The organism is Pseudoalteromonas sp. CO342X (assembly GCF_004208915.1).
Lineage (GTDB): Bacteria > Pseudomonadota > Gammaproteobacteria > Enterobacterales > Alteromonadaceae > Pseudoalteromonas > Pseudoalteromonas maricaloris.
Genome location: NZ_SGPH01000010.1, coordinates 114110 through 135241 on the forward strand (window position 1 = coordinate 114110; position 21132 = coordinate 135241).

The 21132-nt window shown below is 43.0% G+C and carries 17 protein-coding genes; 5 read left to right on the forward strand and 12 right to left on the reverse strand.

The annotated features are described in order from the left end of the window. Position 1 precedes the first annotated feature (1 nt). The 6 genes from EXT47_RS02510 to lptD form a co-directional block, all read right to left on the reverse strand. Positions 2-799, reverse strand: a complete 798-nt coding sequence (locus tag EXT47_RS02510) for a symmetrical bis(5'-nucleosyl)-tetraphosphatase (protein ID WP_039493898.1) — start codon at positions 797-799, stop codon at positions 2-4. Between the two features lie 99 nt (positions 800-898). Beyond that, positions 899-1288 (reverse strand): Co2+/Mg2+ efflux protein ApaG, encoded by a 390-nt coding sequence (gene apaG / locus EXT47_RS02515; RefSeq protein WP_010374721.1) that lies wholly within the window; start codon positions 1286-1288, stop codon positions 899-901. Next, the gene (gene rsmA / locus EXT47_RS02520) at positions 1272-2078 is read right to left on the reverse strand and encodes a 16S rRNA (adenine(1518)-N(6)/adenine(1519)-N(6))-dimethyltransferase RsmA (RefSeq protein WP_010606006.1); all 807 of its coding nucleotides are present in this window, start codon (positions 2076-2078) and stop codon (positions 1272-1274) included. Before rsmA ends, apaG begins: the two co-directional genes overlap by 17 nt. After that, positions 2075-3067, reverse strand: coding sequence for a 4-hydroxythreonine-4-phosphate dehydrogenase PdxA (gene pdxA / locus EXT47_RS02525; protein WP_010374725.1), 993 nt, complete (start codon positions 3065-3067; stop codon positions 2075-2077). The genes rsmA and pdxA overlap by 4 nt, the downstream gene beginning before the upstream one ends. A gap of 5 nt (positions 3068-3072) precedes the next feature. Further along, the gene (gene surA / locus EXT47_RS02530) at positions 3073-4365 is read right to left on the reverse strand and encodes a peptidylprolyl isomerase SurA (RefSeq protein ID WP_017216475.1); all 1293 of its coding nucleotides are present in this window, start codon (positions 4363-4365) and stop codon (positions 3073-3075) included. A gap of 15 nt (positions 4366-4380) precedes the next feature. Beyond that, positions 4381-6627 carry an LPS assembly protein LptD gene (gene lptD, locus EXT47_RS02535; protein ID WP_039493896.1) on the reverse strand — a complete coding sequence of 749 codons (2247 nt, stop codon included), beginning with the start codon at positions 6625-6627 and terminating at the stop codon, positions 4381-4383. 112 nt (positions 6628-6739) lie between these two features. On the opposite strand from lptD, the gene EXT47_RS02540 reads away from it, so the two are divergent. From EXT47_RS02540 to djlA, 3 genes are read left to right on the forward strand one after another with little or no spacing between them, the layout of a single operon-like run. Continuing rightward, entirely contained in the window at positions 6740-7735 is a 996-nt protein-coding gene (locus tag EXT47_RS02540; protein ID WP_039493894.1) for an aminoglycoside phosphotransferase family protein, read from the forward strand. Positions 7736-7743: 8 nt separating this feature from the next. Continuing rightward, positions 7744-8436, forward strand: a complete 693-nt coding sequence (gene murU / locus EXT47_RS02545; RefSeq protein ID WP_039493892.1) for an N-acetylmuramate alpha-1-phosphate uridylyltransferase MurU — start codon at positions 7744-7746, stop codon at positions 8434-8436. Further along, entirely contained in the window at positions 8426-9271 is an 846-nt protein-coding gene (gene djlA / locus EXT47_RS02550; protein WP_069023565.1) for a co-chaperone DjlA, read from the forward strand. The genes murU and djlA overlap by 11 nt, the downstream gene beginning before the upstream one ends. 9 nt (positions 9272-9280) lie before the next feature. Here the strand turns inward: djlA and EXT47_RS02555 are convergent, their stop codons facing one another. Further along, entirely contained in the window at positions 9281-10126 is an 846-nt protein-coding gene (locus EXT47_RS02555) for a DUF3530 family protein (protein WP_039493887.1), read from the reverse strand. Between the two features lie 120 nt (positions 10127-10246). On the opposite strand from EXT47_RS02555, the gene EXT47_RS02560 reads away from it, so the two are divergent. Continuing rightward, positions 10247-11182: a DUF368 domain-containing protein gene (locus EXT47_RS02560; protein ID WP_039493885.1), complete on the forward strand. Its 936-nt coding sequence runs from the start codon at positions 10247-10249 to the stop codon at positions 11180-11182. A 37-nt stretch (positions 11183-11219) separates the two neighbouring features. Here EXT47_RS02560 and EXT47_RS02565 read toward each other — a convergent pair whose 3' ends face one another. Continuing rightward, entirely contained in the window at positions 11220-11909 is a 690-nt protein-coding gene (locus EXT47_RS02565; RefSeq protein ID WP_039493880.1) for a 2OG-Fe(II) oxygenase family protein, read from the reverse strand. Positions 11910-12055: 146 nt separating this feature from the next. Here EXT47_RS02565 and nhaD point away from each other — a divergent pair, with 146 nt between their 5' ends. Further along, positions 12056-13504: a sodium:proton antiporter NhaD gene (nhaD, locus tag EXT47_RS02570; protein ID WP_039493878.1), complete on the forward strand. Its 1449-nt coding sequence runs from the start codon at positions 12056-12058 to the stop codon at positions 13502-13504. Between the two features lie 58 nt (positions 13505-13562). Here the strand turns inward: nhaD and EXT47_RS02575 are convergent, their stop codons facing one another. The 4 genes from EXT47_RS02575 to EXT47_RS02595 form a co-directional block, all read right to left on the reverse strand. After that, on the reverse strand, positions 13563-14573 hold the full coding sequence (locus EXT47_RS02575; protein ID WP_130125820.1) for an ATP-dependent 6-phosphofructokinase: 1011 nt from the start codon (positions 14571-14573) through the stop codon (positions 13563-13565). Positions 14574-14719: 146 nt separating this feature from the next. Next, positions 14720-15115 carry an MmcQ/YjbR family DNA-binding protein gene (locus EXT47_RS02580; RefSeq protein WP_010374742.1) on the reverse strand — a complete coding sequence of 132 codons (396 nt, stop codon included), beginning with the start codon at positions 15113-15115 and terminating at the stop codon, positions 14720-14722. Positions 15116-15937: 822 nt separating this feature from the next. Further along, on the reverse strand, positions 15938-18175 hold the full coding sequence (locus tag EXT47_RS02590) for a bifunctional diguanylate cyclase/phosphodiesterase (protein ID WP_039493874.1): 2238 nt from the start codon (positions 18173-18175) through the stop codon (positions 15938-15940). 264 nt (positions 18176-18439) lie between these two features. Beyond that, positions 18440-21109, reverse strand: a complete 2670-nt coding sequence (locus EXT47_RS02595) for an insulinase family protein (protein WP_130125821.1) — start codon at positions 21107-21109, stop codon at positions 18440-18442. Between the last annotated feature and the right edge of the window lie 23 nt (positions 21110-21132).

Sequence of the window (21132 nt, forward strand, 5' to 3'; positions counted from 1 at the left end):
GTTAGCTATGCTGGTACTTTTCGCCACTGTCGATATTTATCATTGTCATAGGGCCTCCCCACACGCAGCCAGTGTCTAAGGCAATAATATTTTTCTTGTTGGTTTCGCCTTCCAAAGCAGCCCAGTGGCCGAAAAGTAGGGTAGTGTCGGCTGATGTTTGGCTGAGCTCAAACCACGGAGTGAGACCTGCCGCATCTTTTAGGCCAGACTTGTTCTTAAGATCCAGTTCGCCATTTTGTTTTAGAAAGCGCATTCGAGTGAAGACGTTAACAATGGCTTTAAACTTATCTTGTTCACTGAGCTTGTTGAGCTCAAGTCCTGGGTGAGCACCGTACATATTGGCGTAAAACTCAGGGGCTTTTGTTGATTGATAAATGGTTTCGGCAAAGCGTGCATATTCTAGCGCTTGCGTAATATTCCAGCTTGGATGAATACCTGCATGAAAAATAAAAGTTTGCTGTGTTTCAAGCCAAATAGCCAGCGGCTGTGAACGTAATAAGTCAGCATATTTTTGGCATTTAGGGCTGGCAAAAACCGCGTCTAATTTATCTTTTGGGTTCGGAGCGACACCCAAAGCAAGACAGGCTAAAAAGTGGAGATCGTGATTGCCGAGTGTAATGCTAATAGAGCCAGCGTGTTGATAGAGGAACTCTAGGCAAGCAAGTGAATCAGGTCCTCTGGCGATGATGTCACCGACAAAGTATAGATGGTCTTGGCTTGGGTTAAAGTCGACTTGATCGAGTAGCCCGATGAGTGGAGTGAAGCAACCTTGCAAGTCTCCAATTGCGTATTTTGCCATTTATTACCTGTGGTTTTTTATAACTCAATGTTTTTATTCTGATGTCTAGCACGTATGAGGAACGCGGGGTAAACCCGCTTCCGCAAAATAAAAACGGTATCAATGCAAAATATTTGGACAGGAGAGTCTAAATACATTGATTGGCGCTTTAAACTCGGTGCCAAACTCATTACGCATTAAATAATACCCTTCCATCGTACCAACTGGGGTATCGAGCACCGCGCCGCTGGTGTACTGATAGCTTTCGCCAGGACGAATGGTGGGCTGCTCACCGACAACACCATCACCTTCTACTTCGGTCTCTTTGCCATTAGCATCGGTAATGAGCCAATAACGACTATGTAGCTTAGCGTTACATAAGCTATGGTTTTTGATGGTAATGGTGTAGGCAAACACATATTTGTCCTTTTCAGGCTGTGATTGCGCTTCAACGTAAAAGGTCTCTACCGATACCTTGATCGGTGAGCCAATATTAGTTTGAGTTGTCATATATCCAATTTGCAATTTCAATAAACTGGTTAAGCGACAGGTTTTCAGCACGAAGCGTAGGGTCAATACCCAAGTTTCGCAGCTGCTCTTCGGTTAACAGGTTCGATAAGCTATTTCTTAGTGTCTTACGGCGTTGGTTGAACGCTTCTAAGCAAACAGTATTCAAAAGTTTAGTGCTTTTAGCTGTACGTTGTGACGGATCTTTTGGGATCAATCGAACAACTGCCGAGTCAACTTTTGGTGCCGGTTTAAAGCAATGTGGTGGTACTTCAATCACGGGAATAGCGTGACAATAGTACTGCGTCATTACGCTCAAGCGACCAAAGGCCTTGCTGCCAGGGCCTGCAACCATACGGTTAACCACTTCTTTTTGCAGCATAAAGTGCATATGCTCGACCTGATCGGCAAATTCAAATAAGTGAAATAGCAAAGGGGTTGATACGTTGTAAGGTAAGTTACCAAAGATCTTCAGTTTTTCCCCTTCTTTGATTAAAGAAGAGAAATCAAACTTCATCGCGTCACCTTGGTGAACCGTTAATTTAGGTCCCAAGAATGGATGATGGATCAAGCGCTCGGCAAGATCTTTATCGAGTTCTACAACGGTTAGGTGACCACTTAAATCACAAACAGGCTCAGTGATAGCACCTAAACCAGGACCAATTTCAACCAGATTGTCTTCAGGTTTTGGGTCGATAGCGGTTACTATCTTGTCGATAATATTGTTGTCATTTAAGAAGTTTTGACCAAAGCGTTTACGCGCTCTGTGTCCGAGATGTACTTTATCTGTCATGCATTCTGTGCTTTTTTGGTTGCGAGCTTAATTGCTTCGCGGATCGCTAATTCAAAACTACCCACTTCAACATCACCAGAGCCAGCTAAATCAAGCGCTGTACCGTGATCAACCGATGTGCGAACAAAGGGTAATCCTAGGGTGATGTTTACTGAGTTTCCAAAACCTTTATATTTTAACACAGGTAAGCCCTGATCGTGATACATTGCGAGCACAGCATCAGCATTATCTAAATATTTAGCTTGGAAAAGGGTGTCAGCTGGCAGCGGTCCAACCAAGTTCATACCTTGTTTATTCAGCATTTCCAGTGTTGGTTCAATGGTTTCTATTTCTTCACGACCAAGGTGACCACTTTCTCCAGCATGCGGATTTAATCCACAAACTAATACTCTGGGTTGTTCAATACCAAACTTGGTTTGTAGGTCGTGATGTAAAATATGAATGACTTTGCTGAGACGCTCAGGCGTAATCGCCTTTGATACATACGCCAGTGGGATATGCGTAGTAACTAGCGCTACACGCAGCCCTTCGGTTGCGAGTAGCATAACGACATCAGCGGTATCAGACTGCTGTGCAAAGTACTCAGTATGGCCGCTAAACGAGATCCCAGCTTGGTTAATAATGCCTTTATGAACAGGACCCGTGACTACCGCTGCGAATGTCCCATCCATATTCTTTTCAGAGGCAATGCGCAAGGTTTCGAGCACATAATGGCCATTGGCTTCATCTAATTGACCAGCGACCACTTCAGCACCTTTGTCTACTTGAAGGTAGTAAATAGCACCAGCAGGTGCCGCTTCAGGCGCAGCATCGCTGTCAAACGGCAATAACTTGATTTGCTCACCAAGTTCTTTGGCGCGCTTTTCTAGAATACTTTTATCAGCCACCGCAACTAACTGAGCAGGCCATGCATGCTGAGCCAGTTTGATAACAAGATCTGGGCCAATACCTGCAGGCTCACCCGGTGTAATTGCGATTCTGAGTGTCATAGCCGTTATTCCGCTTCGATAATTTCAATATGCGCTTGGTCACGCATTTCTTTAATCCATTTAAAGCTTTCTTCTTTAAATTTACGGTTAAACAGCAGACGGTGTGCGCGATTTAACTTGGCTTGTTCTGTTTTATCGGCCACGCGTTTATCTAGCAGTTGTACAATGTGCCAGCCAAATGTACTTCTAAATGGTTCACTGATCTGATCTTTTTCTAGCGACAACAGAGTGTCTCTAAACGCTGGTACGTATGTAGTTGGATCTGTCCAATCGTACTCACCGCCTTTAAGTGCAGAGCCCGGATCTTCAGAATATTCTTTAGCTAGCGCAGCAAAGTCAGCGGTTCCTGCGCGCAAGTCTTTAACAAAACCTGTTAGCATTGAGCGGGCTTTTTCTTCACTTAGGATAATAGACGGTTTGATTAAAATATGGCGTGAACGTACCTCAACGGTTTCAACGACTTCACGACCACGAATATCTTGTACTTTTAGAATGTGGAAACCTGCACCTGAGCGCAGTGGACCAACGATGTCGTCTTTTTTCGCACCTTTAATGGCCTCAGCGAACAAGGTTGGCATTTCGTTAATGCCCATCCAGCCTAATTGACCACCATCTAGTGCTTTTGAGCCGCTCGAAGAGGCAATTGCGATGCGCTTGAACTCTTTACCTTCGTTCAAAAACTTAATCACGTTATCAGCGCGCTCACGAGCGTCTTCAATTTCTTCTGGCGTTGCTTTGTTTGGGATCTTAATCAAGATATGGCCGATATCATACTCTTCCGAGTTACCCGTTTGCTCACTCAAGATTTTTTGCAGGTTGGTCACCTCTTGAGGGCTAATATAAATACGGCGATCAACACTGGCACGGCGCACTTGGCTTGTGGTTATTTCTTTACGGATCTCTTCTCGATATGCCTGAAAGCTTTCGCCACTCGCTTCAACTGAGCGACGTAGGTCAGCGATAGTACCGCCTTGATCTTGGGCAATATTTGCAATGGTCTGATCCAATTGAGCATCGGAAATTTGCATACCCATGCGATCACCCAGTTGCAACATTAAAGATTGCTCAATGAGTTTATCGATGGCTTGTAAGCGTAATGTTTTATCGCTAGGAAGCTCTGTGCCTTGCTGCTCAGCCTGTTCTTTAACACGATTTATTATTTGATCGACTTCGCTTTGTAAAATTACACCATCATTAACCGTGGCAACAACAGTATCTAGCTTTACACGCTCAGCATGTGCTTGAGTAAACAGGCCTGCACTTAATGAGGCCACTAATAACAACTTTTTTAAATTCATACGGCTTTCTAAATTCTATTTATTCAAAAAATACGGTCTACGGTAACCAAAAATACCCTGTTGAAGGAGTTTACTCGCATCACCACTGCTTTGGCTTCCAAGCCCTGTAAGGACAAATTTCAGGCTGAAGCCAGAATCAAACACTGCTTCATCATTTGTAAGTGTTTGGTTTAAGTTTGTTTCAATTTGACGATTCGCAGTCACCTGAATAGCCCAACAACAAGACTGGTATTGAACACCAACAAAGGATTCAACACTTCTATTTGCCGTCATATCTCGGTGATAGCTTGCTACAAATTGCCAGTTATCGTCAATTGGTAAACTTGTAAAGAGACCGACTTGGTCAATTTCATAGTCTGAGACATCATTAACATAACGATGGTTCAATTGCACTAACTGCTTGTCGTCTCCTTTATAGTCCAAGGTAAAGTGAGACTGCACTAACTCTTTGCTATCCACATCGTATTGCACCCCACCTGAGAGGTACCAGCGCTTATGCCAATGTAACATGGATTCAGCGGCAAATAGTGCATTATAGTTGGTATCATCAGTAAATAGCTGTTCAGAAGGCTTTACAGATGACTCAAGATAAATGATCTGACCTGCACTGAAGTTAAAGCGTTCGACATTACTGCTATCGAATACACGCGTGGTTGCACCCACGGTGAATTGATTGGCTTCTGCAATACGGTCATAACCTGAGTAACGGCGTGCTCTAAACAGACCAATAAAGTCATCTTGTAACTTAGCCGTATCGTACCAGCCAATTTGGCTTTGCTCTCTGTGTGGTGTGTAAAGGTACTGAATTTGTGGCTCAAGCGTTTGTGTACCTTGTTCAAAAAAGAACTCGGTACTGCGTTCAAAATTCAGTTGTCCATGTACCCGTAAACTTGGCAATGTACGCGTGACAGACTCCTCATACTCTGTATCAGGCACATCGATATTTTGTTCATAACGCGTGTGAAGTAGGCGTGCTTCTGAAGTAAATGACCAAGCGTAGTCGCTGCGTGAAAAAGACACGCGAGGTTCTAGGTGTAATCGCGACGCCTCTGAGATTGGCAAAGCATCATTTTGAAAATAGGCAAACTCACCTTCAAAGTCCCAATCAAGGCCGACAAGTTCATAACTGTCACGTGTACGGAAGCTAATTTGCGGTAGTGCAGTGTAGGATTCTCTGTGATCGCCCAACACTTCAAAATCTTGCAACTTTAAGTCGACTAACCAGTCTTCACCAAGGTAACTTAGACTGCCGGTGCGATATAACTGAGTGTCAGTTTCATTGGCGTATTCGGATGTTAAGTCAGTGAGATAGTTATCGTCACTGACATTTGTGACATCAACAAATGCGCGCCATTTATCACTTAAATAGCTTTTTTGTTGCCAATGCACAAGATAGCGATCGTCTAGCTGCGGCTCGGAATCATCCTTACTGAGATATTCCACCCCAATTTTACCTTGATGTTGTTCAGTTAAATACCTGAACTCGGTAATAAGCTGAAATCCTTTATTGGCCATATATCTTGGCGTTAAGGTCGCGTCGTAGTTGGGGGCTAGATTGAGATAATAAGGGGTGATCAGCTCCAAGCCAAATTTATTTGAGCTGGAAATTGTCGGCGTCAGCAGGCCAGATTTTCGTCTATCGTCGATTGGAAATGTAAAATAGGGTAAATAGATAATGGGCGTGTCCATAATTTTGAACACCGTATTATAGGTCTCACCCCAACCGTCTTCTCGAGAAAGTACAATGCTGCTTGCCTCGATACTCCAAAATGGGTCATCAGCAGGACACGTGGTAAAGCTGGAGTTGTCGAGTGAAATTTTGCTGCCAGAGGCATGCAATTTCTCTGCACCACCGCGGCCCTGCTGGTCTGTTAATTCATATTCAGCACCAAGCAAGCTCACGGTGTTAGCATTTAAATCCGCGAATAGCCCATTGCTGTGAACTTTGGTAAATTGGTCACGATAGAGTAGTGGTCCAGAAGCGCTGAGCAGGCCTTCTTTTTTATCGATTAGCGCACGTCTAGCTTCTAAGCTCATGGTTTCAGTGTTAATCACCACATTACCCGAAAACTCAGCGCTATCAGTACCTTGTAGTTCTAAGTCATCGGCAACGATATCAATGGCATTTTTGGGCAGCGAGGCTAACGGCTTCCAGTTTTCTGGCTGCATATAGTCTTTACATTGTGCGGCGACAATGTTCGTATTAGCAAAAGCTGTAGAGTGAATCGCGGATAATACAGCCAAGCCCCAAATTTTGCGCATTTAATAACCTATTAGCTGAGCATTTAATAATAAGCTCATCATGATAAATGAAAACTGTCGGAAATACAGTAGCATTTAAATATTTACAAGTAGAAGGTGTAATAGTTAATCCATGAATAGTCAAAACCAGCGCGTCGAGTTTATACAGCAAGCAATACATAGCGACGATTTTACGTGTGAGGCTATCACCTCGGATGCCAGTTTCCGCCGTTATTATCGCGTTAAGCGACAAACGATGTCGTGGATCTTAATGGAAACACCAGTCGATAAACTCGATAATGCCCCTTTTATCGGTTTAAATACGGTGTTTGCAGAGCAAGGCCTCAATGTGCCACAAATCCTTGCGAGTAATGAAGAGCAAGGGCTGTTACTGTTACAAGACTTGGGTTCTGAGCATTTGGCCGATAGGTTGGCATTGCCTTCTCGGCTAGAGGACTATCGTGCGCTGATAGCGCTTATTCCAGAAATAGCCAAAACACCAAAGAGTGAATGGATGAAGCCCTATGATGCTGATTTCGTTGATATGGAACTTAATATCTTTTACGAGTGGCTTGTAACAAAATGGCTTGGTTTAACACCCACCGAATATCAACAAGTGCAGTGGCATAATGTGAAGTTGAAACTCGTTGATGCGATGACTTGCCAGCCGCAGGTTACGATGCATCGAGACTTTCATAGTCGCAACCTGATATGTCATCAGTCTCAGTGGTATCTCATTGATTATCAGGATGCGGTACAAGGACCTGTCACCTATGATGCGGTTTCTTTGTTGCGGGATTGTTATACTCGCCTTGATGCACATGAGTTTACTGAGCTTCAGCAACATAGCTTTGATTGCTTAAAAGCGGCAAATTTATTAGGCGATATGGATTTTAGCACCTACCAACATTACTTTGACTTAACGGGGATGCAAAGGCACCTTAAAGCTGCCGGGATTTTTACTCGCCTATTGCAGCGAGACGGCAAAGGCGGGTACTTAGAAAATATTTTGCCAACCTTACGCTATCTTGTTGAAGTGGCGAATAAGTATAAAGAATTTCAGTGGCTTGCAAGCTGGCTGGAGAATGACATAATGCCTCAAGCGCAGGCCAAATTAGGCACTAAATAGAAGTAACAATGAAAGCGATAATTTTATCTGCTGGTCGTGGTAAACGCATGATGCCACTGACCGCGAACCAACCAAAACCTATGCTTAACGTCGCAGGAAAACCACTACTTGAGCATCATATCGAGCGTTTAAAAGCGGCTGGGATCTGCGATATTGTGATAAATCTTGCATGGCAAGGTCAGGTGATAAAAGACTATTTCGGCAATGGCATTCACTTCGGTGTCAATATTGAGTACAGCGATGAGCCTGAAGGCGGATTAGAAACTGCAGGTGGAATAATTCAAGCATTGCCGATGTTATGTGAACAGGATGACAGCTTTATTGTACTCAATGGCGATATTTTTACGGACTATGATGTCAGCAGCCTAATGCAGTTACAGCTCGGCAGCATAGCTGAGGGCCATTGCGAGGCGCACATTGTGTTGGTAGAAAATCCCAAGCATAATCCTGAAGGCGATTTTTGCCTTGCCCATCAGCCGCTCAATCAGCAAAAGTATACCTTGTCCGGCATTGGTAAATATCACCAAAGTTTTTTTGCCGAGCTTGGGGCTGGCTTTATAAAGCTAGGGCCGTTGCTGCGCAGTGGGCTTGAGCAGCATAAAGTTTCTACTGAACTGTATTTGGGCGCATGGGACGACATTGGCACGCCAGAGCGACTAAAAATGATCAACGAAAAGTTAGGGTATAGCGATGTGGGGTAAATTATTAGGCACAATTTTCGGCTTTTTATTTGGTCGTTGGTTAGGCGCTATTTTAGGTTTTTATCTCGGCCATTTATTTGATAAAAGTTTGCGTCAGGATTTTGATAAAGTCGGTGGCTTTCAAGGTTTCATGAAAGGTGAAGATCTGCATGAGCGCCAAGCCTTGTTCTTTTCCAGCTGTTTTTCTGTGATGGGACATATCGCCAAGTCTAATGGTCGAGTCAGTGAAATCCACATTCAAGCTGCGTCTGCGTTTATGAGCGAAATGGGCTTGCAGGGTGAAGAGCGAAAAGAAGCGCAACATGCGTTTACTGCGGGAAAAAGCAGCGACTTTTCGATAAAAGAAGCGGTTACCGATTTTAAAGAAGCTTTTGCTAGACGCTATGACTTGAGGCAGCTGTTTTTAGAGATTCAAATTCAAATGGCATTTTGTGATGGTCATGTGTCTGATGCGGAGAAGGCCTTACTTAAACAGGTGAGCAAGTATTTAGGTTTCGCAGAAACACACTTTTTGTTCCTGCTAAAGCGCTACCAAGCAGAATTTGAGTTTCGTCGCTCTCAGGCGTCGGGGAGATCGCAACATCAACACCAGCAACAGGGCGGCCGTCAACCAGCACCACAAGATAACGGTTTAAACCGTGCTAAAGCATTGGCTGTACTGGGATTGAGTGAAGGGGCGAATGAGCGTGAAATCAAAAAAGCTTACCGCAAACTAATGTCGCAGCATCACCCTGACAAATTGGTGTCTCAGGGATTACCTAAGCATATGATGGAAGTGGCAAAGCGCAAAAGCCAAGATATTCAGTCTGCCTATGAATATTTAAAAAAGAGCTAACTTGAAACACTATAAGACGCGTAAAAAACCGAGTAACTCCTTTCTGAGCCTTTGATGTTGGAGTGGATCGGTTTTTTCTCCAAAAAGCTCCCGTTGGCGATAATCAAATTTACTGTTTTTTCTCGCCCAGCGGGCTCTGTCTGGCGTATTGTCGACCACAATAGGATTGTCAAAACTGTAGTAAACATCCAGTAAAGCAGGGCTTATCAAAGAAAGGTTGGATGCCAAGTGCTTTTGCCGCGTTGCATTAGGTAGTTGTGGGCTTACAACGGCAAAGGCATCGATACGTAGATTGGGTAGGGTGGCTAAGTGCTCACCGAATAAACCTGCGCTATTACCAAATGCGACAACCACCAACTTTTCTGTTTGAGTCATGGACAGGGTGTTATAAAGCACCTCAAAGCGGCTGATCAAGGCCATTTTATATTCGTCGAGATTAGATTCTGAAATGGGGGCAAGCGTTTGCTGAGCCGGTTTTTCAGCATCGGGGAGCGCGATGTCTTGCTCTAGTAGACTCGGTGCATAAGAAAGGTCTGGCGGAGTAAGGGTATAGGTGTCGTAGCCATCATCGCTTAAGCGTTTTGCAAGAAAGCTTATGCCGCTGTTATTGAGGGGCGGAGTTTGCATGTCTGGTAATAAGATCACGATGCCTTCACGAGCAGCTGCCATATATTCTTGATGAAATACATAAAAGCTTTTGTTTTCGCTTTCCAGCTTTATCAGTTGCGATGGCTCGTAGAAGCGATTAGCGTCTTGCTGATAAAGAGAACCAAGCGGTGCTGCATCAATATGTTCTGCTGCAAAAGTCGTCGCGGGTAAAGCCGTAACAAGTAATAAAAGCGTTCTGATGATCATGGTACAAGCGCGTAAAATATCATAATTGGTTATCGACCAGTTAAGCGAAAGCTTTAGCTGTCGCTATTTTTTAGCGTTTTAAGTTAAACTGCTCGGCAGTGGAAATGAAAGGAGAAATTTGTGCAGTATAAAGATAGCAAACGAGACTATCTCTTTATGTTTTTAAAAGGTGCCGGAATGGGGGCTGCGGATGTTGTCCCTGGCGTTTCCGGCGGCACCATTGCTTTTATTACCGGTATCTATGCACGTTTTTTAAATGCCATTAAAAGTGTGAACTTACAGGCTTTGAGTACACTGCGCCGTGACGGCCTAAAAGCAACTTGGCAGTACATTGATGGTAGCTTTTTACTGGCGGTATTTTCTGGTTTGCTCATCAGTGCAGCGTCTTTGGCGAAGGTGATCACTTATTTATTGGAAGCACACCAAACACTGGTATGGTCATTTTTCTTTGGTCTTATCGTCGCTTCTTTTATTTATGTTGCAAAACAGGTCTCTCATTGGAACGGCCAAAATATTATTGCCTGCGCAGTTGGTGCTGTCGTGGCCTTTGCTATTACTTCCCTTTCACCAGCTGAAGCACAAGCATCTCATTGGATGTTTTTTATCTCCGGTGCTATTGCCATTTGCGCGATGATCTTACCTGGGATCTCAGGGAGCTTTATTCTACTGTTATTGGGTATGTATGGCCATGTACTCAGTGCGGTGAACCAGCTTGAACTTGGCTTAGTGAGTCTATTCTTACTAGGTTGTATTGTGGGGTTAATGTCGTTTTCGCGCCTACTCAGCTGGCTATTGGCGCACTATCAACAAGTAACGTTTTCGCTACTAGCTGGCTTTTTACTTGGCTCGCTTAATTTATTGTGGCCTTGGAAACAAGTGCTTACGACTTACGTGAATTCCAGTGGTATCGAAAAGCCATTGAGTCAGGCCAATATTTTGCCAGCGCAATATAGTACGCTATACGGTCAAGACCCAAATACGCTGGCATGTATTGCGCTTGCCATTGCAGGCCTTGCGCTGATCTTAACCATTGAAAAGATAAGCGAAAAATATTAATAAAATAGACACCTAGAACAATAGACACGGGTTGAGCTTACGTGTCTATTGTTCTAAACCACCCCGTTACAGAAAGTCGCGGCGCTTTTGCAAATGGTGCGACGTAAGTCACAGAATGAATTTTACTTACATCAAACACCACCAGTGAATTGAACTTAGGTGCATAACTTTTAGTGGGTGTGCCATCACGTTCAAAAAACTGCAGTAGCCCGCCCCAGTCAGGGTGCCAACTTTTGCTTAGGCTGAGTACATAGGCATAAACCCGGCCCTCAGCTTCAACAATGTCATTATGTCGAGTTAAATACTGACCACCAATAAATCGTGTTGCTTGGGCAGAGGTACGGATTATGTTCTGTCCAGAGATAGCGGAAAAGCAGGACTGTACAGCGCTACTATTGAGGTTATTGTAGAGTTTTTTCAGAGCCTCAGGGCTCGTCGATTCTATGGAGTGGCGGCCATACATAAAACCAACCCCACGTGATGCATAGCTATGTATATCTTCAAGCAAGGCTTGCTGCTCTTGCGGTGTTAAGGCAAGAATATCACTGTCTTTGACTGATTTTGCTGCCCCGTTATGAAACAGTGCGAGCTGGTAGTCTAGGTTACAGAGACACTCATGTAGTTGTTGAGCGTTTGTATCGTCTAGAATATTTTCAATCCGTGCAAAGCCATCGTTGCTCAATTTTTGCTGTAATTCAATTTGTTGTTGCTGCGAAAGTTGAAGCATATATACCTACTGCTGATGTATGGGCCTGTTTGTAATACTGTAAACAGGATGCCTTAGACTTCAGTCCAATGCTGATTACTTTTTATCTATGCTAAAGTGAGTTTGGCTGAAATGCCATCCCTCTGCACTCATCGATAGGCAAAAAAATGAAAATCAATGGACTACTGCTATTCTGTTGCGCATGGGTCATATCCGTGATCCCATCACCAGCCTTGGCGGCTCAAGGCACCTTAGATCTTACCAGCTCGACACTCGGCTTGGTTTGTATTGTTGTCTTCGTTTTAGCATACGCACTTGTAATGCTCGAAGAAAAACTCCATATGCGAAAATCAAAGCCAGTGCTTGTAGCGGCAGGCATCATTTGGCTCATGATTGGGGCGTATTATGTTAATCAGGGACAACCCGATGTTACCGAGCATGCGTTTCGGCATAATTTGTTAGAATTTGCGGAGTTGATGTTGTTCTTGCTCGTTGCGATGACTTATATCAACGCGCTAGAGGAGCGCCGCCTTTTTGATGCACTACGAGCGTGGATGATCCAAAAGGGTTTTAGCTATAAGAATCTATTTTGGATCACTGGGTTCTTATCCTTTTTTATCTCTCCAATTGCAGATAACCTAACAACAGCCTTACTAATGTGTGCCGTGGTGATGAAGGTGGCTGATGGTGACAAAGAGTTTATCAATCTAAGCTGTATCAATATCGTGATAGCAGCCAATGCTGGCGGTGCATTCAGTCCCTTTGGTGACATTACCACTTTGATGGTATGGCAAGCCGGTATGGTACATTTCAGTGAATTTTTAGCGCTATTTGTTCCTTCACTGGTCAATTACATCGTACCTGCACTCGTAATGAGTTATTTTGTGGCGGATAGAAAGCCGAGTGCAGTTTACGAAAGAGTAGAGCTTAAACGCGGCGCTTTAAGAATTTTAACTTTGTTCCTACTGACTGTCGCAACCGCTGTGCTTTCACACAGCTTGCTGCATTTACCACCGGTTCTTGGCATGATGATGGGGCTGGGCTACCTACAGTTTTTTGGTTACTTCCTAAGAATGACATTGCCTGGGTCGTTAGCACGCAAGCGAGCGATGGCGGAAAGAGAAGGGGATCAAGAGCGTCTCGAGAAGTTAGGAAGTGTTGTGCCATTTGATGTCTTTAGCAAAGTTTCACGCGCTGAGTGGGATACCTTATTATTCTTCTACGGTATTGTTATGTGTGTTGGTGGTCTTGGGTTTCTCGGTTATTTAAGTTTAATGTCAGAGATATTATATGGTGAATGGTCTGCAACCTATGCCAACGTATTCTTAGGGATTATTTCCGCGGTCATCGATAACATTCCTGTGATGTTTGCGGTGCTGTCGATGCAACCTGAAATGTCACATGGCCATTGGTTGTTGATCACGCTTACGGCTGGGGTAGGGGGGAGTTTACTTTCTATTGGCTCGGCGGCAGGTGTTGCGCTCATGGGGCAAGCTAGAGGCTATTATACTTTTATGGGGCACTTAAAATGGGCACCCGTGATTTTGCTTGGTTATATCGCAAGTATTTTATGTCACCTGTGGCTTAACGAATCTGCTTTTAGCGTGTTTGGCTAGCGCTTACACAAGCTGTAGTGAGAGTGAATAATCAATATGTGCTTCACTCTCACTGTATTTATTGCTCGGCGAGGTAGTGCTGATATCGTTGCACCCATTCCTGTGATACTGGTTTATCCATATTCAGCACTTTCTCGACTTCAGTAATTACAATTGCACCATGTATTTTTCCTACCATAATAGGCGTCGCAACTTCAGTGTTTGCTTTGATGCTGCCACTGACCACTTCCACAGCCGCTACCCCTAATTCCGTGGCGAGCATTCTATCTTCAACAGATGGTGCCCCACCGCGTTGAATATGCCCTAACACGCAAAGTGCGCAATTGATATCGGCATTGCTATTTAACTCTGTTTTAAGCGCTTGAGCGCCGCCAGGCCATAAATTTTCGGCCAGTATAATCAAAAAGCTACCGTGTTGATGTTGCTGCTCTATGGCATTTTTGAGATGAGCTAAGACCTGAGAGGTATGCTCTGCCGTGCAATTTTCAAATGAAATGATAGCCTCAGCACCTGTCGCAATACCTACATGGTAAGCAATATGCCCGTTATGACGACCCATCACCTCGGTGATAAAAACTCGCTCAAAGGCATTTGCGGTATCACGGATTTTATCTATTGCAGAAGTGGCAGTATTGATGGCAGTGGAAAAACCAATGGTGTTGTCACACCCTGAAAGGTCGTTATCTATAGTACCGGGAATACCAATTAGCTGACCTTGCCAGTGAGCTGCCAGCGCCTGCATTCCCCTAAACGAGCCGTCACCACCAATCACAATAAGTACGTCAATATGGAGCTTTCTCAGAGCATTTGCTGCTTGCAGCACGCCAGCGGGTTCTAGCATCGCAGGGCAGCGGGCACTTTTTAGAATTGTGCCACCAAGTTGGGTGATATCGGTGACGGAAACCGCACTTAGCTCGGTGTACTCTTGATTAATTAGACCATTGTAACCATGAAAAAAGCCAAAGCACTGAAATCCAGATCTCAAGGCACTTAACGTGATAGCCCTAATCGCTGAGTTCATACCGGGCGCATCGCCGCCACTTGTCAGTACTGCTATCCTTTTCGTCATGTCGCCACTCTATTATTGCTAGGTTATTCTTTTTGTATACTACCAGAGTGATTTGAAGACAAGTTGATCGACATTAAAGATAGAGATTAAATGCGAGGATATAGAAAGGTAAAACGGCATTTAGGTCTACCTAAATGCCGTTTTAATTAACGTTGCGTGACTTTGCTAGCAAGTTCTTCACGTTGTGCGGTCGGTAGGTTATCTACGACGATTTGATAAGAATCATCGATCATTTTCTTTATTTCGTCTTCTGGAATAGTGCCATCTAAGATGACTGTGTTCCAAAGACGCTTATTCATGTGATAACCAGGCACAACAGACGAATACTTGTCTCTAAGCAATAATGCTTCGTCAGGGTCGCATTTTACATTTAACCACCAAACAGGTTCACCATTTTCATCTACTTGCCCCTCTTTCCCCTCAGTTAGAGTTGCAAACATTTTATGCTGAACTTTGTACACATCTACGTCTTGCGCAAAAGGCTTAGTGATAAAGGTTGCAGGCTTGGCCTGCAAATATTCATGTACGCTTTTCTGATCCATAGCCCGTGTCCTTGAAGTAACAGTTAATACTACATGAGAGTAAGTTTAGCAGCTCTTGTGATAATACTGTAATCGTCTATCAGTAAAAACTATCAGAAAGTCTATACTATGGCGTTATAACGCAGACAATTATTGAATAACTGACCGTTTTATATCGGTTTAACTCACAGTTGACGATTAAAATAAGTACAGTGTGTAAAAGCACTAAAATTTCAGTCGTCTACAATATTAGAAAAGCTAACTTTTAATTTCCAGTTAAGGACTAAGTTGGCTTCACAAATTATGCTAAAAATACACTCATAACCTAAGTGGACTAAGCTAGGAAATCATTGCCAGTTGACCGTAAAAAATTTCCCACTTGTCTCTGTTTCCCAAATTAGGAAAAGTTACGGCATAACATCCCTTGTGCAATGCTATACCTCTAAACAGTCCGCTATTAAATTAAATAATACAAAAATATGCAACAATAATTTCTTCATTGATTAAATATTAAACGTTGTGTAGACTCATCTGCCGCATTAGTAAATAGCATCGAAATGTGATGTTTCTTTCCTAATAAAGAATGTTTTAGTTTTCTTATTGAATTAAAAAACCGAGGAGTATCAGTGGCTTTTGGAATAATTTCAGCTTTATGTGCGATGGTAATGTATCTTCAAACTCTATGGACTGGAATGCCAAGAAAACGCTGGTTAAGTTTGGCCGTAGTAACAGGCCCCGCGGCGTTAATTCTGTTTCGAGTGCACTATCGCAGAGCGTGGATGCGTCGCTGCGCAAATTTAGTTAGTTGGAAAGCGTAAAGTGGTTAGGTCAAATGAAGTTAGACTATTGCACCAGCTGTAGGTTTGGCTTTTCACTCGGGGTGTGTTGCTTTAAAAATTGTTCAAATTCACTGCTTGAAAGCGGTTTTGAATAGTAATAGCCCTGAACTGTTTGGCAGTTTAGCTGCTCTAAAATATTGAGTTGTTCTTCATTTTCAACCCCTTCCGCAACAACGTGAAGATCTAAGTTATGCGCGATAGTGACAATAGAGTCAACCATGTTTCTACCGCGCTCGTTACCCATATCATCGATAAATGCTTTATCGACCTTGAGTGTATTTAGCGGAAATTGCTTGAGATAAGCCAGTGACGAATAGCCAGTACCAAAGTCATCCATGGCTAAATGTATCCCTCTAGCACTAAGTGAGCGCATTATCGAAATTGCTTCTTTTGGATCGTCCATCACCGTTCCTTCTGTGATTTCTAACTCAAGAAAATAAGAAGGAAGTTGATTTTTTTGCAAGATAATGTCGATACGAGTGGTTAGATCCGGCAAGCTAAACTGTTTTGCTGATAAATTAACCGCAACTCTGCCATTGAACAGTCCTTTATCAATCCAGCGCTTTACATCACGGCATGCTTTGTCTAAAACGACTTCACCAATTTCGATGATCTGTCCGGTTTCTTCTGCGATAGGGATGAATACACCAGGACTTATCACCCCCTTTTTTGGGGTAATGAAACGGACTAGCGCTTCCATGCCAACCAGTTCACCGGTTTTAATATTCATTTTTGGCTGATAGTAGACAACAAAGTGATCTTCTTTGAGACCATAGCGCATTAAGTTTTCAATTTGCAGACGCTTAACCGCTTGCTCGTTCATGGAATCATTAAAGAATAAATAATGGTTACCCTTTTGCTTGGCATGATACATAGCCGTATCCGCGTTTTTCAGCAGACTTTCAGGAGACTTACCATCTTCAGGGCACAGTACAATTCCAACAGAAGAGGTGATCACTAACTCGTGATTAGCAATTTTAAAAGGAGTCGCAATCGCCGCTAGAAACTGTTTTGCTGTGCGTGTAATCGTGTGAATATCATTGGTGCCTGAAATCACCAGCGCAAATTCGTCACCACCTAGTCGGTAGAAGGTATCTTGTTGGCGAGCTAATTTATTTAGCCGCATTGCCAGTTTCGCAAGTAGCGTATCACCTAACTGGTGGCCTAGCGAATCGTTGATCTTTTTAAAGTTATCTAAGTCAAAGACAAGTAGCGCATGGTGTGTCCCTTGTAATGACAACTTTTGTAAATTGGTAAAGAACAAGTTGCGATTGGGAAGACCTGTTGTACGATCGCGATTAGATAAATTATGGAGTTGAGACTCTGCTTTTTTACGCTCAGTTAAATCAGAGTAAACAACCACATAGTTACTTATCTGACCGTGGTTATTTTTAATTTCATCAATCGTAATTTCGATTGGTAAGAGTACGTCTGCCGCATTACGAAGTTTAAGTTCTTCTTGCCAATGCTCTGTTTGTTTAAGCTGAGCCTTTACCTGAGCAACAAACTTATTGTCATAGCCTGGTAAGCTAAAATGTTTATTTAGATAATGTTCTCGTTGGCCACCAAATAATTTAAGGTAACTCGGATTGAGATCGACCAAATTATAGTGTCGGTCATAAATTGCGATCGCGTCAGTAAGAGATTCAACACATTTTGCAAACAGATTTAGCCTTTCCTCGGTACTCTTGAAGTGACTAATGTCGCGAACCGTACCTGTCATTCTTAGAGGGTTAAGGTTGGCATCTTTCTCGATAATTTTGCCTCGGTCTAACACCCAGTGATACTGGCCTAGTTCATCTTTAATACGATAGCTTGCTTCAAAGAATGGTGTCTTTTCTGCGAAGTGCTGTTTCATCAGCTTTTCAACGATTAATAGGTCTTGTGGATGGATCCTATGCTGGTTGGGGATGACGCTGCCAGGCTTCGCAGAGTTCATGCCGTATTTATCGTTGATCCGAACAATCTCACCTGATTGAATATTCCAGTCCCATAGTGTATCGCCACTGCCTTCAATGGTACTTTTAAATCGTTGTTCTGAATGCTTAAGTTGAAGAGTGGACTTTTTGAGTTGGTGATTTGACCAAACTAAGTAGGGAATGCTGAGCAGAGCAATCACGCATGGTACGAGCCAAGCTAACTGGGCACCTGTTAATACACTTGCGTCACTGGCGTAAATTACATGCGGAGTCAGTGATAAAAGTAGTGCATTGATTGTTATTGTTTTTATTTTTAGGCTCATATAATGCGTAATTCATAACTGCAATCTCTAATCTAAATCAAGCCATTGTAGTAGTCAAAAGGAAAACGTTGATTAAGGGGAAATTCAGGTTAATTGCGGTTTTTCACAACAGCGAAACAAAGTTTCAGATGAAATTCATTGTTCTAACGAGTATGGCTGCGTATTTTTTGAACTTTTATTAGCTCTCAAATTAATGGACTAGGTGAGAAAAGTCTTATTAGTAATTCAAAAGTTTGATAAGCACTCCTTGCTTACACTAAAACACTAATTACACTTTAAAATCAGTCGTGGAGCATTTGGCTCTAACATCTTATCTATATAAGTAAGGATGTCTTCTAATTCCAAGTCGGCCAAAGCTTGGATTAATCTTTGTTGCATATCAAACTGGTGGAAGTCATTGGTAATTGAAATCCACAAACGCTGCGCCCTTAGCCTTAGATTTTTGTCTTGCTCCGATATATGTAGTAACAAGCTTTCTTTCGAACGTTGCCAACTCACTTCATCGAGCTGATGTAATTGTTTGGCAAACTGCTTAAGAAATTGATTGTGCCGTGCAAGTAGGTGTTCACTATCAAAGTTGGGAGATTGAATATAAAAAGCGATACCTGCACGTGTATTGAATGGTGCATACCCTGCGCCAACTAAATAACCAAGTTGTTCCTTTGTTCTTAATTGCTCAAAATAATCTTGATTAATGAGATTATTAATCGCCATCATGGTGACTTTTTCTTTAACGGAATCGGTACGTGATTGAAAATATTCAATGAAGGCATAATCACTGCCTTTGCGTTCGATATGTTGTTCCGTTAATTTCGTCAACTCGTTTAAGGGACGTTTCAAATCTTCTAAAATTTCGCTACTTGAAAATAGCCCGTGCACGGATGTTTTTAATTTTTCAGCATGTTTTAGTTGCCAGTTGCCATGCATGAAAGCTTTGACATGAATGGCTGAAAAAAACTGCTTTCGAAATAGTTGAAATTCGTTAAAACTAGCACTTTTAAGTGCGCTGGCTAAGTCTTCAGGACTTGGGTTCCAGGGCATCAAATGGGCACCAAGTCGGCTAAACAGTTCGCTAACAGGCTTATTCTTATTGTGATTCTTCCAATGGCGGATAAGTTGCTTTTTATATTCCGCAAAGCGAGCTGCATGGATTGGTTGATTCAGTAGCGCCTCGACTAGCTCTAAAACCAAGGTGATTTGATTACCAGTAAGCCCTGCGGTGTGAAGTGTTAAGCCACCTTGATGGGAATTAATATGATAACTAAGGCCGGCTAATTCTGCGCTATAAAAACGCTCAGCGACCGCATCCATAAAGAGATCGGCAAACAGGCGAGAGAGTGCCATATGCTTGTGACAGGTGACGGATGGGGCGGAATCTATTTCGAGATAAAAATGCCCTTTGGTGACTCTAAAAGTCAAATCCTGCTTAAACCAAAATTCAAATCCAGGCTGATCAGCTAGACGGATCGGCGTATCCTGTTCTCTCTCTACATCATGAAGTGGATTCTTCGCGCTAAGATATGGATTAATTAGTGGCAGCGACATTTGTGGCAAAGGCATATGCACATTATAGAGCGATTCAATCCAATCTTTGGCTATTGGCGAGACACTATATGGCGTGTTGTACCACTTGGCCTTTTTATTTACTTCCACATGAGGGTGGATAAGCACAAGGCGCATATTGGTAGGGCACAAATGCATCAGTAGTTTTTCGTGCTGCTCTTGAGAAAAGCCATCCATGCGATAATCACCATAGAGAAAATCTTCTTCCTCATAGTGGTGCATATTCACGCTGATTGAATTTACCCAGTCTAACATGCGGCCGACTTCTTGGTTATCGAACGCGATATCTAGTAAAGTGCTTTTGTCTTGATAAAGGCGTGGTAGTGCGGCGGTATTTTGCTTAATTAATGCTATGTACTCGAACAGCATTTCCACTATGTCTTCATAGTATTCAATCCCTTCATCGGTAAGTGCAAAGCTGATATTAAAATCTCTGAAATTACTACCCGTGATCCCACCACCAGCCGATAGTGCATTGATCCAACCTTGTGACTTGAGGATAGAATACAGTGAGCCTTTACCTTCATACCCTAACAAATGTGCTAAAAAGCTCACACTTTTATGGCGGTATAAATCTGTAGGGTTGGGCATAGCAAAACTGACAATAAGTTTTTGCATATGTTTTCTAGGCTTTATTTGCAGTTCTAGCTGCAGATCTTGCTCTCGGTACATAGGGGCTTGGATCGCTGGCTTTTGTGTATTGCTGCCAACAATTTTTGTAAAAGGTGAGCAAAAGGTCGCAAGTGTAGCCAGCGGTTGTGGTGCAGCTATCACCAAAGTCATCCACTGGGCCTGATAGTATTGATTGAAAAACGCTCGTAATTCACTGGCAATATTACCATTACGATCTGCGAGCGTGTCTCTGGTACCAACAGAGAACTTGGCAAAAGGATGCTGAGGGTTGATGGTTTCTTTATGAACTTGATAGATGCGACGGCCATCATCTTTGATTTTCATTTTAAACTCGGCATCGATGGCTTCACGCTCTTTTTCAGTATCGTTCTCGCTCAGCAGTGGAGACACAAAAAATTGGCTAAAGCGTTCTAATGCTTCGTCTAGTTGTTCGGCGTCGCAGTCAAAGTAATAGCTCGAGTGCTCGGTACCAGTCCACGCATTGCTCTGGCCACCATACTGACTAATAAATTGCGAAAAGCCACCTGAGTCAGGGTGCTCTGCCGTACCAAGGAATAGCATATGCTCCAAAAAGTGCGCCATCCCTTGACGCGTTTCGGGGTCGTCAAAGTGGCCGACATTAACTGTTAATGATACGGCGCATTTAGCAGTTGAATCGTCATTGATCAACAAGACTCTAAGACCATTGTCCAGTGTTAGTAATTGGTACTGCCGACTATCATTATTACTCAGTTTCAATATGCTGCTGCCGATAAATTAGT